The organism is Polaribacter sejongensis, from assembly GCF_038024065.1.
GTDB classification, from domain to species: domain Bacteria; phylum Bacteroidota; class Bacteroidia; order Flavobacteriales; family Flavobacteriaceae; genus Polaribacter; species Polaribacter sejongensis.
On sequence record NZ_CP150667.1, the window covers coordinates 2,538,396 to 2,554,666 of the forward strand.

Annotated in this window: 12 protein-coding genes; 4 read left to right on the top strand and 8 right to left on the bottom strand. The window is 30.4% G+C overall.

The window, feature by feature from the left end; all coding sequences use genetic code 11:
* From WHD08_RS10575 to WHD08_RS10595, 5 genes are all read right to left on the bottom strand, one after another.
* A complete protein-coding gene (locus WHD08_RS10575; protein WP_208890867.1) occupies positions 1-912 on the bottom strand; it encodes a nucleoside hydrolase in 912 nt (303 codons plus the stop codon).
* 109 nt (positions 913-1,021) lie between these two features.
* On the bottom strand, positions 1,022-2,470 hold the full coding sequence (locus WHD08_RS10580) for a SusD/RagB family nutrient-binding outer membrane lipoprotein (protein ID WP_208890866.1): 1,449 nt from the start codon (positions 2,468-2,470) through the stop codon (positions 1,022-1,024).
* Between the two features lie 4 nt (positions 2,471-2,474).
* Entirely contained in the window at positions 2,475-5,735 is a 3,261-nt protein-coding gene (locus WHD08_RS10585) for a SusC/RagA family TonB-linked outer membrane protein (RefSeq protein WP_244183325.1), read from the bottom strand.
* A gap of 63 nt (positions 5,736-5,798) precedes the next feature.
* Positions 5,799-6,491 carry a TIGR04282 family arsenosugar biosynthesis glycosyltransferase gene (locus tag WHD08_RS10590; protein WP_208890865.1) on the bottom strand — a complete coding sequence of 231 codons (693 nt, stop codon included), beginning with the start codon at positions 6,489-6,491 and terminating at the stop codon, positions 5,799-5,801.
* Positions 6,492-6,578: 87 nt separating this feature from the next.
* Entirely contained in the window at positions 6,579-7,667 is a 1,089-nt protein-coding gene (locus WHD08_RS10595; protein WP_208890864.1) for a TlpA disulfide reductase family protein, read from the bottom strand.
* A 535-nt stretch (positions 7,668-8,202) separates the two neighbouring features.
* Here WHD08_RS10595 and WHD08_RS10600 point away from each other — a divergent pair.
* The 3 genes from WHD08_RS10600 (at position 8,203) to WHD08_RS10610 (ending at position 11,992) form a co-directional block, all read left to right on the top strand.
* Positions 8,203-10,551 carry a TonB-dependent receptor gene (locus WHD08_RS10600; protein WP_208890863.1) on the top strand — a complete coding sequence of 783 codons (2,349 nt, stop codon included), beginning with the start codon at positions 8,203-8,205 and terminating at the stop codon, positions 10,549-10,551.
* A 356-nt stretch (positions 10,552-10,907) separates the two neighbouring features.
* A complete protein-coding gene (locus WHD08_RS10605; RefSeq protein ID WP_208890862.1) occupies positions 10,908-11,099 on the top strand; it encodes a hypothetical protein in 192 nt (63 codons plus the stop codon).
* Positions 11,100-11,128: 29 nt separating this feature from the next.
* Positions 11,129-11,992, top strand: coding sequence for a sigma-70 family RNA polymerase sigma factor (locus WHD08_RS10610; RefSeq protein ID WP_208890861.1), 864 nt, complete (start codon positions 11,129-11,131; stop codon positions 11,990-11,992).
* A gap of 154 nt (positions 11,993-12,146) precedes the next feature.
* Here WHD08_RS10610 and WHD08_RS10615 read toward each other — a convergent pair whose 3' ends face one another.
* Entirely contained in the window at positions 12,147-12,647 is a 501-nt protein-coding gene (locus WHD08_RS10615; protein WP_208890860.1) for a hypothetical protein, read from the bottom strand.
* Positions 12,648-12,922: 275 nt separating this feature from the next.
* Positions 12,923-13,399: an Hsp20/alpha crystallin family protein gene (locus tag WHD08_RS10620; protein WP_208890859.1), complete on the bottom strand. Its 477-nt coding sequence runs from the start codon at positions 13,397-13,399 to the stop codon at positions 12,923-12,925.
* A gap of 372 nt (positions 13,400-13,771) precedes the next feature.
* On the opposite strand from WHD08_RS10620, the gene WHD08_RS10625 reads away from it, so the two are divergent.
* On the top strand, positions 13,772-14,068 hold the full coding sequence (locus WHD08_RS10625) for a DUF4298 domain-containing protein (protein WP_208890858.1): 297 nt from the start codon (positions 13,772-13,774) through the stop codon (positions 14,066-14,068).
* 194 nt (positions 14,069-14,262) lie between these two features.
* Here WHD08_RS10625 and WHD08_RS10630 read toward each other — a convergent pair whose 3' ends face one another.
* On the bottom strand, positions 14,263-16,233 hold the full coding sequence (locus tag WHD08_RS10630) for a DUF3857 domain-containing protein (protein ID WP_208890857.1): 1,971 nt from the start codon (positions 16,231-16,233) through the stop codon (positions 14,263-14,265).
* Positions 16,234-16,271: the final 38 nt, after the last annotated feature.

Here is a 16,271-nt window from a genome sequence, read left to right on the forward strand (position 1 = left end):
TTAGAACTTGTTAAGGTGTTTCCAAAATGCTTTTTCCATTGCTTTTTTATCTAAATCTGTGTACACACCAATAGTTCGTTTTGTGTTTTCTTTTGGCGTTTGTAAAGGCGTTATCGTTGCGTATTCTGGGTTTATTAAAGCCTCAATAAGAGCAACGTCCCACATTACCCATTTTTTCTTTTTAGGATCTTTTTTAGTCCACCAACGGTTATACGTATCCCAACGATTTACTAAAATATCTTTAATGCCGCCTTTTCCTTTTAACTGCTTATCTATCGTTTTTTTCTTAAACACTAAATGCTGAGAAGTAGTTGCCGTCATTACATTAAACTCTAAATCTACCGTATTTAAAAGTACATCCACTGCAAAAGGATCATTACGAGAATTGAACTCTTTTTTGTTATACGTATTCGTTTTTACCGTGTGCCAAAAACCAAGATAATTTACTCGGATTTTAGAAATGATAGAAGGATCCTCTAAAATTGCCGAAGCAACGTTGGTACAAGAACCCAAAATAACCAAATCTAATTTTTCGTTATCTTTCATTTCGTGAGCTTTCTCAATAATAAATTTAGAAGCTTCCGAAGGAGAAGGTGTTGTCATAGACGCTAACGGAACATTACTACCTAAAGGCAATTTAATCTCTGGGCGGTTCATCACTTTAATGATTTGCTCATTAATAGCCTGACTTTCACCAACCGTATTATCAGTTGCTTGTGGCGATGTATGAAACTGTGCAGAAGTAATACCTAAAAGATGAAGTGCAGGTTCATCTATAGCACGTACCAACGCAAAAAGATCATCCACTTCATTTGCGGTGTCTGCATCTATAATTAAATGTATCGGTTTTTGTTGTGCTTCTGCAAAGGCAGAAACCAGCAAGAATAATATAAATGTGTATATCGTTTTCATGTAATTTGTCATTATATAATGATGTTTTATATTTCGATTGTAAACCCACATTTTTAAAGTATAAATTATGGGTTTACCTTTCTTTATTTCTAATTTAAAGATTAAAAAATTAATCTTTTTCCCACCAACCTTTACTATTAATATTGTCTCCACCAATCCTTTCTGCAGCTTCTTTATAATTAGCGTTATTAGAAGCTTGTTCAGACTCTGGATACAGATAACGAACTGGGTAACGATCTTGATTAAAATTATCTGGACCAGCTACTAGATTAGGAATTCCTGTTCTGCGAACATTAAACCAAGCTTCATGACCTACAGAAATTAAACTCAACCATTTTTGAGTCATAATTTTTGTGATATCATCTTCACTTCCGTCTAAAGCAATAGCAGTTCTTGTAAAATAATCTGCAGGAATTTCTGTGTTATAATAAGCAAAACTAGCGGCAATTCCGTTTTGGTAATACATATTTGCATCACCAGAAATAAAACCTTTTACAACAGCTTCTGCCAAAGCAAATTGAGTTTCGGAATATTGCATGTATTGTGCATCTACGCCGTTAGGAGTATCTCTAAAAATACTTCCGAATAAAGAAATATTATTTAAGTCTACACCACTAGCGGCAATACTATTATTCGATTGTCCGTTTAATAAACCATGAAATTCTGCGGTTGTATTAGCAGTTGCATTTGTTGCTTTATATAAAACTGCCATTCTAGGATCGTTCCAAGATTTTAAAATTTCTTCTACAGTAATCGTCATAGTATGTTCATTATTAATACCAGAAGCAGCATTAAATAAAGGAAACTGATTTGGTGATGTACTTAAATAAGGAAGAACCGCATTATCGTTGTTAGATTGCATGATGTTACCGGAATCTGCCAAAGCTTGTAAGTCTGAAAAATCACTTAAACGCTTACTAATACGCATTAAATAACGGACTTGTAAAGAGTTGGCAAATTTTATCCATTTACTTAAATCTCCATTAAATAAAACATCACCTTCAATAATAGCATTGTTGTTTTCTAATGTTGTGGCAGCATTTTTTAAAGTCGCCAAAATACCTGTTTCAGGATCTGTATAAATACTTTCTTGTGTATCGTATTTAGGAGAAAAAACACCATCAACAGCTCCTAAAGCTTCAGAATACGGAACATCATTCCATAAATCGGTAAGTTGAGAGAATAAATAACTTTTCATAATATCACCAACCGCATTATAAGCACTGTTTGTGGTTTCTGAATTTTGTATCGATTCAATATCAGAAAGTAAACCAAAAATAGCATTCCAATACCCACTATTAGATCCCATTTCATAACGATCAATACGTTCAAACTCAATACTAGCCGAAAATTGAGCTAAATAATTGGCTTGTCTAAAGCCTTGGTCGTATGCATTTAAATCGGAAGAAACCGAAAGAACATTGGTTAATAAAAATTGCGGAGCAACAGATTCTGGATTATTATTATTTGTATTAATTTCTTCGAAACCGCTAGTACACGCAGTAAAAAATGTACTAAAAACGAAGATTGCTAAAAATATATTTTTATAATTTTTCATTTTCTTAAAATTCAGTTTTAATACTAATTCCGAAACTTCTTGTAGATGGGTATGAGAAATCTTCAACACCCTGTGTTACACTTTGTCCTTGTAAAGCATTTAGTTCTGGATCAAAGTGAGGGTTTTCTGTAAATAAGAATAAATTACTACCTGTTAACCCAATTTTTATTTTTTGGAAACCAATTCTATTGACTAAGCTCTTATTAAATTTATAATAAATACTTAGTTGTCTTAACTTTAAATAAGAAGCATCATACAATGCACTTGCTTCATTACCACGATCAAAAAAGCTATTATTGTATGTTTGTGCAGAAACATTAGTAGTATTTGCAACATACTGTGGAGCTGCATCTGTACCAACATTAACTACACCGTTACCTACAATACCTGTTTCTCTGCCTATTAAAGTTTCTTTTAATACACCAGAAGTACTTCCTAAAGCTTTAGTTCTTGAAACGATTGTTCCACCTTGTCTCCAGTCGAATAAAAAGGATAGGTTTATATTTTTATAGGTGAAGTTATTATTAAAACCTACTTGAAAATCTGGATTATAATTTCCTAATAAGCGTAAATTAGGATCTTGTACAGGTAGACCATTAGCATTGTGAAGAATCTCTCCATCAATTTCTACAAAACCAGTACCAAACATATCTCCAACTCTACCACCTTCTTGAGCAATATAAAAAACACTATTAGAACCTCCAGAACCAGAAAACACGTCTGCTGAACCCGTTACAAATTGATCTACTCCTTCTGGTAACTCTGTTACAATACTTTTAGAAGTAGAGAAATTTACAGAACTTTCCCATTTAAAATCTTTATTTTTAATTAGAATACTACTCAATAAAATTTCTAAACCTCTCGTACGAACTTCTCCACCGTTTATGTTAAAATTACCGAAACCACTTGCTTGAGAAATAGGACTAGATATAATTTGGTCTACACTCGTATTTTGATAGGCAGAAAGATCTACTTGTAAACGATTGTTTAAAAACCAAGCTTCTAAACCAGTTTCTAAAGCATTTAATCTTTCTGGTTTTAAATTGGAATTCTTTAGCACATTCTCATTGGTTACACGAAAATTGGTTCCGTAATTTTGATTTAATAAATAGTTCTGGTTGTTTTGATAAGGATCTGTATCATTACCAACACTTGCGCCACTAAAACGAAGTTTTAAGAAAGAGATTGCTTCAGGTAATGTCACTAACTTACTAATTACAGCACTTACACCGGCAGAATAATATCCAAAAGAATTGTTATTGGCAGGTAAAGTACTACTCCAGTCATTTCTATAAGAAACATCAAAATAAAAAGCATCTTTATAGTTTAGATTACCAGTAGCATATACACTATTTATTCTTTTAGTAAACGTATTACTTTCTGCAACCAAAGCAGCTTTAGAGTTTGCAAGTGTAAAAATATCTGGAATAGCTAATTGAGGCGCTAAAGTATAACTGTATTCTATTTCTTGATCAAAACGGTTAGCACCTGCACTTACATTATATTTCCAATTTTCATTAATTACATCATCATAAGAGATTAATACATCTGTGTTTAATTCTTTAAAAAACACATTGTCTTCTCTATAAGATCCTTCTAGATTTGCATTGGTACTTACAGCACGTCTAAATTCTCGCTTATCATTATAGGTATCTAAACCAGTACGTACAGTTGCAGTTAATTTGTCTGTAATATTGTAAACAGCGGCAGCGTTTCCTAAAAATCTGTTTTTATTAAAACTGTTGGTGTTTTCAAAAACAGTTAAATAAGGGTTTGTTAACCAGTTGTAGTTAATATCAAAATGTTGAGAACCTTCTTGTCCTGCTTGCCAATAATTTCTAAAAGAATTAATATCTGCTTGTCTACCTGTCCAATTAAAACCATAAAGAGGGTTTTCGTATCCGTATCCTAAATTAGGACGGTTTCCACTTCTTGTATTAATATAATTAACAAAAGCATTTACATGTAACTTTTTGTGTAATTCTTGGTTTAAACTTATAGAAATACCATCTCTTTTTAAATCGGTATTAGGTACAATTCCTTCGTTTATTAAATTACTATACGAAAATCTACTACTTCCTTTATCGCCAGAAGAGCTAATAGCAATATTATTTTGCTTCGTAATTCCGGTTTTAAAAAAATCACGTACATTATTAGGATTAGAAACCCAAGCAGTTGGTGTAATAGGCGTTAAAGTTCCGTCTGCTTGTGTTCTTGCAATAACGTCTCCAGCACGAACTGTATTTCCATTAATATCTACAGATGGACTATCAAATTGATTGATTAAAAAACCTTGATCTAAACGCGGACCATAACTACTTAAACCACCATCATTAACGCCAGCTCCAGCACCATTTTGAAAAGAATATTCACCATTAGAACCTCCACCATATACATTTTGATAATCTGGTAAGGTTAATAAAGTTTCTATAGTTAAAGAGCTATTAATGCTAATACCTAAACCTTTTTTCTTTTCACCTCTTTTGGTAGTAATTAATACCACTCCGTTAGCGGCTCTAGCACCATATAAAGCAGCAGAACCTGCTCCTTTTAAAATAGAGATAGAAGCAATATCATCCGGACTAATTTCAGATGCTCCATTACCATAATCCACTTCTTGTAACGAACCATCGTTTACTAAATCACTTGTAATTTGCTCATTACTAATAGGCACACCATCAACAACAAATAAAGGTTGATTGGAGCTGCTTAAAGAATTCTCTCCACGAATAACAATACGAGAAGAAGATCCTACACCAGAAGAACCATTGGTAACTTTTACACCAGCAACTTGTCCTGCAAGGCTATTTACCACGTTCGTAAGCGTAACTTCTGTAAGAGCCGCAGGTTTTATAGTAGTTACGGAAGAAACTAAAGATTGTTTTTCTCTTTTAATACCTAAAGCAGTAACAACAACTTCGTTTAATATTTCTTGCTGAAACGAAGCCGGAAACAATAACAATTTGACTACTGATTCTTCATTAGAACGCACATCTACCATATCAGAAATAGTGGTTCCGTATGTTTTGTTTCCATCAAAAATAACTTGGTAACCGTTTGCAGCGACAATGGAATTAAAAGAGGCTTTACCTACTTCGTTTGTAGTCTTTTTTGCTTCATAACCTTGCTGATCATTCACAAGCGTAACAGTTATGTTTTTAATTGGTGCTTTGGTCTCATAATCTATAACGTAGACGACAAGATCTTCTTGAGCACTTAGGCTAATAGTAAATAGCGCAAGTAACCCGAAAAATAAATTTTTCATTAGTTTGAGTTAAAATGTATGTAAAATAATAAGTCCTGTTTTTACAGAAAATTGTACTTATAATTAATTACAAACCAATGGAGGTCCTTTATTGTATGGGTGATTTAATGAAGCTTCTTTAAATTGTTGAAGAATGTATTTGCTTACTTTTAAAATTACTACTTGTAGGTTTTGTAATAATTTAAGTGCTTTTATTTTTAGAAAAGAAAGTGTCGCAATGTTTTTAGAAATATCTAACTCTTCATCTAAATCGTATAAATAAGGAAGTGTAGCAGTTGCTATTTCTTTTTCTGATAAAAGTGTTTTTAACTCTTTATATAATGTTGATGACTCCCAAGGAAGTGAAAGAAATTCTGAGGCTTTAAATTGATCTTTACGTATACCCAAAAGATAAAAACCACCATCATAAGAAGGTCCAACAGGTATTTGATTGTTTTCTACGGATTCTATGGCGGCACGAAGATGCTTTTTTTCTAAACCTAAAGTATCGTTACCAACTGTTATAACATTATTATACCCTTTCTTAAAAATGTCTGAAACGGTATTTACATAACGTTCTCCAAAATTATTTCCTTTTTGATCTTTCTCTGTATAATGAAAGTAGTCTACATCTAAAGAACTAACTTTTTCTTTAATTAAAGCATTCAGTTTGCTAGCCGTATCCTTTTTTTGAAGGAAAGGCTTACGTAAATTTTCGGCTTCTTGCGAAAGCGAAAAGATAAGAATAGCAGTTTTAGAATGTTTTAAATTGATCAAAAGTTTGTTTTAGATTTTAGCAGTCGTAATATAATAAAGCAAATTACAAAAGCTAAAATAATAAATAGGATGATGTATAATTTAAATTTACTCTATACCCAATAAAACTTTATCCAATTCTTTTTCTAAATCATCATCATACTCAACGCGTTTTAACACTTTACCTTCTTCACTAATAATAAAAGTAATTGGTATGGATGATATATTATATTGTAGAGCTACCGGATCGATATTAATCTTAGTTAGTTTAGAAAAATTTGGCCAACTTATTTGTAATTTATCACTTGCATTTTTCCACATTTCTCTTCTTATATCAAATGAATAACTTACAATCTGAAAATTTTTGTCTTTGTATTTTTCTATTAACGGAGGAAATTCTTCTTTTATTTGTTTTATACACGGAGGACACCAACCTGCCCAAAAATCTAACAGCACTACTTTTCCTTTAAAATCACTTAATTTTATTTCTTCTCCATCTAAGTTTTTTCCGATAATATCTACAATATCATCTCCTTCTTTAACTCGTTTTAAGTGTAAAAAATCATCCAATATTTTTCCGTAACTAGATTTTTTTAATTCTAAAGGAAGTTGACTGAAATAATCTTCTAGTTTTTCTTTTTTTAAATCAAACCTGTAATCTAAGATTTCTGATAAAGAAAAATAATTATTAGGATTCTCGAATAGAAATTTAGTAGAAGTATTTGTAATTGAATCTCTATATGCTTTATATGCTTCTTCTGAAATAAGTTTTTTATTAAATTTTTTATACGTTTCTGCTTGTCTGCCTCTAAAAGGCTTCAAAAGTTTTTCATGACGAAGTGCAATTTTATTTGTTTCACTACCTGTAATAATTTTACTAAAGTCATTATTTTTTTCTAATAGTTCTTCTTTAGAAGAATTTATCGTAATTTTTTTATTTTCTAACCAAAAACCAATAGATACATCAGAAATATAAATACCAACAGGTGTAGGATCATTTAATTTTCCTTTAAAAGTAAATTTATTATTTATGATGATTGTAGAATCTAATTCTTTCCAAGTATTAGAATTAAATAAAAGTACTTTTGTACTGTCTTTTAAACCTGTAATATCTGCTTCTACAATATAACCACTTTGTTTTTTTTGACAAGATATTAAGCCAATTATAAGACATAAAATTACAATACTTTTTTTCATTTTGATGATTTTGGTTTTCTAAAGATAGAAAAAAACATTAACTACTAATTACAATTTTATTTTAATAAAGTTAGCAAACAAATGTAGCCCTGATTGAACGACATGTTTGAGCTCTTTTTTATCCCTTTTTAGGATAAAAAAAGCGAGTAGTGAAAGCAGGAAATAGCTTCAAAAAAAAAAGCTTTTGTTATTCTTTATGTCAAAAAACTGAGGTAATTTTGCAGCGTTCTCATAAAGGGGTGCTTTTTAGTTGGCAGTTTCAGTTATCAGTTTTCAGTCTCAACAGACTTTTTATACTTTTAACGATATAAACTTTCAACTTTTTAAGGCTGAGATCATACCCAATGAACCTAGAACAGGTAATGCTGTTTAGGGAGGCGATAATCGCCATTTTGCATAACATATCGTTATGTAGCGTAAAACAATTTAACTGAAAATTATTTTGTTCTTATTTTACATAAATGATAAACACTAATTATTCAACATAAATCACAAGAATAATTACCTCTTTTTATTCGTTTTAAATTATTTTAAAATGAAAAAAATCACATTTTTTTTATTCTTGTTTGCAGGTATATTTGCAAACGCCCAGTCGTTAACTTTAAAAGGAAAAGTAGTAGACGAACACAATGAATCTTTGCCAGGAGCCACTATTTTGGTGAAAGAAAACAACAAAGGAACTTCTACCGATTTTGATGGAAAGTTTCAATTAAATCTACTAAAAGGAGACTACACCATTCAGGTTTCATATATTGGTTATAACACCGTTTCTAAAGAAATTTCTTTAGACAAAAACAAGGAAATTGAATTTACTTTAGTACCAAATGCAACTGTTTTAGAAGAAGTTTTGGTTTCTGCAGTTCGTGTAAATGCTGATGTGCCAGTAACGTTTTCTAATCTTTCTAAAAAGGAAATTGCAACCCGTAATTTAGGTCAGGATATTCCTATTCTGCTTAATTATATGCCTTCTGTGGTTTCATCATCAGATGCTGGTGCAGGTGTTGGTTATACCTACATGAGCGTGCGTGGTTCTAACGGAGAGCGAATTAATGTTACCGTAAACGGAATACCTTATAATGATGCTGAAAGTCATGGTTCTTTTTGGGTGAATTTAGGAGACTTTGCTTCTTCTACAGAAAATTTACAACTGCAACGTGGTGTTGGAACCTCAACCAATGGTTCTGGTGCTTTTGGTGCGAGTTTAAATATTTTAACGGATGCTGTTTCCGAGGAAGCTGGTGGAGAAATATCCAACTCTTTTGGTTCTTACGGAACTAGAAAACATACCGTAAAATTTACAACAGGTAAAATTAACGACCACATAGAAATTGCAGGTCGTTTGTCTAATATTTATTCTGATGGTTATGTAGATAGAGCAAGCTCTGATATAAAATCGTACTATTTACAAGGTAGTTATACCGATGAAAACACGTTGATAAAAGCGGTTACTTTTGGTGGAAAAGAAGTTACGTACCAAGCTTGGGAAGGTTTAACGGCAGATCAACTTAAAGAAGATAGAAGACAGAATCCTTATACGTATGACAATGAAGTAGATGATTATGACCAAAACCATTACCAATTACATTGGAATGAAAAATTAAACGAAAACTGGTCTACTAATTTAGCGTTGAACTACACAAAAGGTGCTGGTTTTTTTGAGCAATATAAAGCGGAAGAAGATGCTGCTGATTTTGGAAATTTAATTGTAGATGGTTCTGATGTGATTGTAAGACGTTGGTTAGAGAACGATTTTTATGTTGTAAATTTTAATACGAATTACAAAACTGATAAACTGAATTTAATTTCTGGAATTTCGTATTCTAATTATTCTGGAGATCATTTTGGTGAAGTTATTTGGGGTTCTGATTTAGCAGAAAATGTAAATATTAGAGATCAATATTATTTTTCTGATGCTAAGAAAACAGATTTTTCAATCTTTGCAAAAGCAACTTTTGATATTAGTGAGAAATTATCAGGTTATGCAGATGTACAAGGGCGTTTTGTAAATTATGAAACCAAAGGAATTACTTCTAAAAGAGCACCAATTGATGTGGATGCAAACTTTAATTTCTTTAACCCGAAGGTTGGTTTAACCTATAAAATTAACAACGATAATAATTTATATACTTCTTTTGCTGTTGCAAACAGAGAGCCAAACAGAAATGATTTTGAAGCTGGCGTTACCACACACGAAACTTTAAATGATTTAGAATTTGGTTGGAGGTTTAAGTCGGAGAACTTTAAATTAAACTCCAACATTTATTATATGAATTATAAAAACCAGTTGGTATTAACTGGTGCTTTAGATGATGTTGGCGCGCCTGTAAGAGCAACTTCTGGAGACAGTTATCGTTTAGGTTTAGAAATTGATGCAGATATTACGGTTTCAGATCAGTTTTCTATAAAACCGAATGTAGCTTTTAGCTCTAATAAAAACAGAGACTTTTTTATAACAAGAGATGGAACCCCAACTCCGCAAGCTTTAGGAAATACAGATTTGTCTTTTTCTCCGGATATTATTGCAGGAAACATGTTTATTTTTAAACCAATAGACAATTTACAGTTCTCTTTCTTATCTAAATTTGTTGGCAAACAATACATGAGTAATTTTGGAAGTGCTATTTCTGATAACGATGTTTTAAACGATTATTTTACGTCTGATTTTAATATTGTGTATCAAATAACACCAAACAAAGTTTTTAAATCGATTGTATTTTCTGCTTTGGTAAATAATATTTTTAATACCGAATATGTAGACAGAGGTTATTATTATACATATGATGATGATTGGTCTGACCCAAACCAAATTACTACGGTAGATGGTGCAGGTTATTATCCGCAAGCAACTAGAAATTTCTTAGTTGGCGTTACCTTAAAGTTTTAATCGCAGGGCGATAACCAAGGATTTATTCTCTTATTCTTACATCGAGGTTTTTGATTAAAAACTTCATTTTTTAATAGTTTTTGATTAAAATTGATCAAAAAACAAACAAAACGAGCATTTTCTATTGAAAATTGCTCGTTTTGTCGTATATTGGAAATTATGAAAAATTCATTTTTATACATCAATAATAACACAAGCATTTATAGTCTCGCTTTTTACTATCTAAAAGGTCATTCTAATAAATCAATTGCACTCGCTTTCTAGTTTTTCTATTCCTTAATTTTTTAAGAAAATTAAACCCGTATTAATCTTCAACTTCATATTAAGTGTTCTTACACTTATTTAAAACTGTACATATGAAAATAATTAAAATACAAAGAAAAACTAAATATCAAAAATACTATTCCTCTGCAATGGGAACTTTAAATTCTAGAGTAACTTATATTAAAAAATATTTTTTAGGAATTCCTATTAAAACTATCCATGAATACCGAGAAACGTATTATGGAGAAGTGAAAACGTGTGATGATTGCAATTTATTTATTTAAAATTAATCTTTAAAAAACCGAAACAATATATGAGACAACTTAAAATTGTAAAACAAGTAACCAATCGTGACGCCAAATCTTTAGAAAAATATTTTCAAGAAATTAGTAAAATTGGGTTAATTACTGCTGATGAAGAAGTAGAATTAGCTTTAGAAATAAAGAAAGGAAACAACAGAGCATTGGATAAACTTGTAAAAGCAAATTTAAGGTTTGTAGTTTCTGTTGCAAAACAATATCAAGGTCAGGGTTTAAAGCTATCTGACTTAATCAATGAAGGGAATTTAGGCCTTGTAAAAGCTGCAAAACGTTTTGACGAAACAAGAGGTTTTAAATTTATCTCTTATGCTGTTTGGTGGATTCGTCAGGCAATTATGTCTGCTTTGGCAGAACAATCTCGTATAGTACGTTTGCCTTTAAATAAAATTGGTAGTATTAATAAAATACGAAAAATCTATGCTCGTTTAGAACAAGGAGAACAGCGTATGCCTACCAACAAAGAAATTGCAAAGCAGTTAGACATGACAGAGGATGAAGTTGAGCAATCTTTAAAAAATTCTGGTAGACATGTTTCTATGGATGCACCTTTTAAAGAAGGAGAAGATTCTAACTTATACAACGTATTACAGTCTGACGAGTCTCCAAGACCCGATAAAGACTTAATGAGTCAATCTTTATCCATTGAAATAAACAGAGCTTTAGACACGCTTTCTAACAAGGAAGCTAAAGTGATAAAAATGTTTTACGGCATTAATCTTCCGAGTCCTTATAGTTTAACCGAAATTGGGGCAACTATTGATTTATCTAGAGAGAGAGTTCGCCAAGTAAAGCAAAAAGCAATTAGACGCTTACAACATCAATCTAAAACACATCTTTTAAAAACATATTTAGGGTAAACCGTTTGTTTCCTTAATGAAATTACTTTTTAAAATCTCAAGCTTTTGCTTGGGATTTTTTTGGTTTAAAAAACAGAACTTAGTCTGACGACTGATATAAATTGTGTGTAAAGCAAGAAGAATTCGACCTAACAAAAAAAAAGACGAAAACCATTTAGTTTTCGTCTTCAACTTCACCTTCAGGTTTGATAAGTTTCGACTGATATTTTTCTAAAAACTTCTTTTGTCTCGCAATCATTTGCTCTCTTAATTTATCAATATCCATAAAGTCATTTCCAAAATTACTTCCAAAGAAATCATCATTAAAGAATTGTTTACTAAAAAGTGAATCTTGAGAAAAAACATCTTCAAATCCTTGATTTTCAAATCCTGAATAATTTGAGAAAAAACGTGATTTAAAAGATTGCATCAAACTATCTTTATCAGACATTGAGAGATTACCTAATTTATCATTTGAAGACCATGAATAAACACTATCATATCTAATTAAATTTCCGTTTTCATCAAATTCTTTATCAACTTTCCAAGTGCCTTTAGGCTCTTCAACTATATCCGTTTTATTATTTTCTTTTTCAACTTTTTTAGTTTCATTCGCTTGTCCTTTACAACTAATACTTAATAAGCAAACCATAAATAATAAAATATACTTATTCATCACTTTACATTTTATGTTAAACTTAATTTTGAATTTGTTCTAAATGTTTTGAACAAACTACTAGTTTCTATCATTTTTAATCAATTTGTTTTTGAAATATATTTGATAACTTGCATTTTTGGTGAGGTAAATTTTCCTTTAACCGTTACCCATCCCCTGATTTAAAATTTCTTGGCATAACATTATAATTTTAAAGAATTAAACTTATTGTTAAGAGGATGCTGAAAAAAATCAGCATCCTTCTTAATACTTTGCTCTAAAATTTAGTGAAACAATTATGAAATATTAATGCTTCTGGCAGGCTTTTGTTTAGCCTCTTCTTTTTTTGGTAAAAGAATATTTAAAATACCATTATCATAATTTGCATTAATCTTTTCATCGTTTACACTTTCCGGTAAATTAAAGGTTCTCTTGAACGAAGAATAACCAAATTCTCTACGAGTATAATTTTCTTCCTTATGTTCATTTTCTAACTTTGTTTCTGTAGAAATAGATAATACTTGATTATCAAGGTCAATTTTGAAATCTGATTTCTTTAGACCTGGAACTGCCATTTCAACCATAAAAGCATCGGCAGTTTCTTTAATATTTACTTTAGGCAAAGTAATTCCAGTATTAAAGTTTGAAGTGAATACTGATGGTAGGTCTCTATTAAAGATGTCATCTAACCAATTTGACAAAGTTGGGAAGTTTTGATTTGAATTGCTGTTCGCTAAACTTCCATTTTTAGGAACAGTTGCTAAATTGCTCATAATTAAAAAATTTAAATTAAACATTATTTCAAAGTTGAAATCTTTACGACTTCGATAATGTTTAAACAAATTAAATACCAAAATCGATTTATTGGTATTTATCACAATTATTCAGTGTTATTTTGTCATAATTCCGAAAAACTGTCATATTTACTCACAATAAAATGACATATTTACATTTATTAAAACTGGTAAAAAATAAAACTACCGAATAAAAAATTGATTAATTTAGTGTTTAACCAAAGTTAGTTGCATTTTTATTCACTTCAATTTTCCTTCGGAAAATAGCCGTTCATAAAAATCACATGCATTCAATAACTTCACAAATCTAAAATTATAGATTTGTGAAATGAAAATAAAAAACATCTACTTATGAATAATATAATAGACCGAATTACAAAAATGGAAAACATATTAGACGAACTCACTATGGTAGTTGAAGAATCTGACAAAGCAATGAATGAACTTGTTGGTTCTTTAAAAAATTTAAACACATTAAAAAAATATTATGAATCTCAATATATGAAAGATGTTATGGCAGACAAAATAAATGAAGTCCCACAAGACCTTAAACGAGGTGTTTTGAGTGAGGATGCTGTTCATATGTTACTTACCGATTTGGTTGAATTATCTAACAAAATGGAAAATTTGAGCAAAAAAATAAGATAATTTATATCTAAAATTACACTAATAAACAGCAAACAAAATACAACGAACTTCAAATACCTTATAAAAATAATTTCGGATTAACGCTTAATCAAAGATCATTACAAACTCAACTATTCTTATACATCAACGATAGGTAATTTAAAAAACAAAAAAAGGGAACAAAATGCTCCCTTTTCTAAAATCTTGTAGTTTTATTATTCAGCTTCCAACAACAAAACAATTTTATTAAAATCTGCCGCACTATTAATGACTGTTCTGTACTCTTCATACATGTCAACTTCAATACTGTTTTCTTTATAATATTCGTTGGCTGTTACTGTTAATGTGTTTCCTTTTAATTGATAAGAAGATTTAAAAAAGAACAATTCTTTTCCGTCTTTCACATACGAGTTATCGATATTAATATCCTCTAAATTGGTTATTTTATAACCTTCAGGAATATGAAGTGTTAAGGTTCTATTATAACCTCTATGAAACTGTCCTTCTAACGGTAAAACTCTTTCTTTTTCTTGATACATTTCTATTTGTTGTCCAATTAAATCGCCCAACTTAAATAAATATTTTCTTCCTGCTTTTTCTACAAAACCTTCCGTAGTAAAATCTACTTTTATCTGTAAAGGCTTAATTCCAAACAGTTCTGCATCGGCATTTATCAACTCTCTTTTTTCTACTTCAAAATCGTACGTCATGCTTTCTACAAAACTATCTACCAAGTCATTTCTAGCATCTTCACCCTGAATTAAATGCATAAAAGGCTGAATATTCATTGCGTAATATCCGCCGAAAGCTCTATCTAAATGAACGGTATTTTCGGTTAAATTATCTTTATTAAAATCAATGGTTACCTTCATCACATCTAAAACCTCATCTACTTTTACGGGTTCTATATATGTAATTCTACCTGTAACAGATTTCAGATTTCCAACAACACCTTCCTTTAAAAAAAAACCATAATTGTCCGTTAGATAAGGTAACGGAAAACCATATCTTGTTCCGGATGCATTTGGAGATAGATACTTTTTTGATGTAGGGAAATACAGTAAAAAGTCGGTTAAAAAATTTGTTGCTTCAAATTCTGGGTCAAACTTCATTTCATTTCTATCGGTTGTTATCACCAATTCATGTTCTATATTTAAGGTTCTTAAAACAGCAACATATAATTTAATAACACCACTTTCATTAGCTATTTGTGTCTGTAAAATAAGGTCTAAATCTTGTAAATCTGGATTATAACTATCTTGAGAGTACACAGTTGATTTTATATAAAAATCTAATTTTCTAATAATACTTTCTTGATCTGCATCTTTTGGCAGCTCTAATTCTTTTATAAAATCATTTAGTAATCCCTTTGTTTTCTCAGAATATTCAGGATAATAAGAAGCGTACACAGTTTCTGCAATATTACTGTAAGAGATAATATCAACATCCATATTATCTACATTTTTATCCATTTTATAAAGGATAAAACCTCTTGAAGCATTGTAAGGTGCTTGGTATTCATTTTCTAATTTTTCAACTTTAGAAACATGTAATTTATAATGTATTTTATCTGTACTTAATGTATCTCTTTCTACATCTGGTAAATTATTATAGCTCTTAAATTTAAACAACAAATTACTTGGAGAATACAGATCAAATTCTACTTGATCTTTATAGTAATCATCTTGAATGTAAAATTTATTTCCGGTATAACTTGGCGGTCTTTTTACCACATACATATATTCTATAAAACTACCTTTTGTAATACCTTCTAAAGCAAAATATGTATACGTATTACCGGTTTCTTCGTCTTCTGCTGTAAGAATTTTAGATTTATCTAAGTTGATAATTTTTCCATCGGCAGTAATTACTCTCGCTTTATTTACTTGCATTTCTGCTTCCGATGAAAATGGCAGATAGATTTTATTAAACTCCTCGATTGCATCATCAGAATTTAACCATAAAACTTTGTGTTCTAAAAAGAATTCTACCAAATAATCCTCTTGAAAATAAAACTCTGTTACTGTCTTTTCTTTAACAGCAATCATATCTTCAGAAATTTCTTTATCTACTTTATAATTCGGATTTACCTCCCAATCATAGCTTTCGAAAAAGGGTTTTTCTTGAGCGTTTACAATCTGAAAAACACATAAGAAAGCTATTAATAGGTAAATTTTATTCTTCATCATTCGTTTATTTAAAATCATGTCTTATTTGTTATATG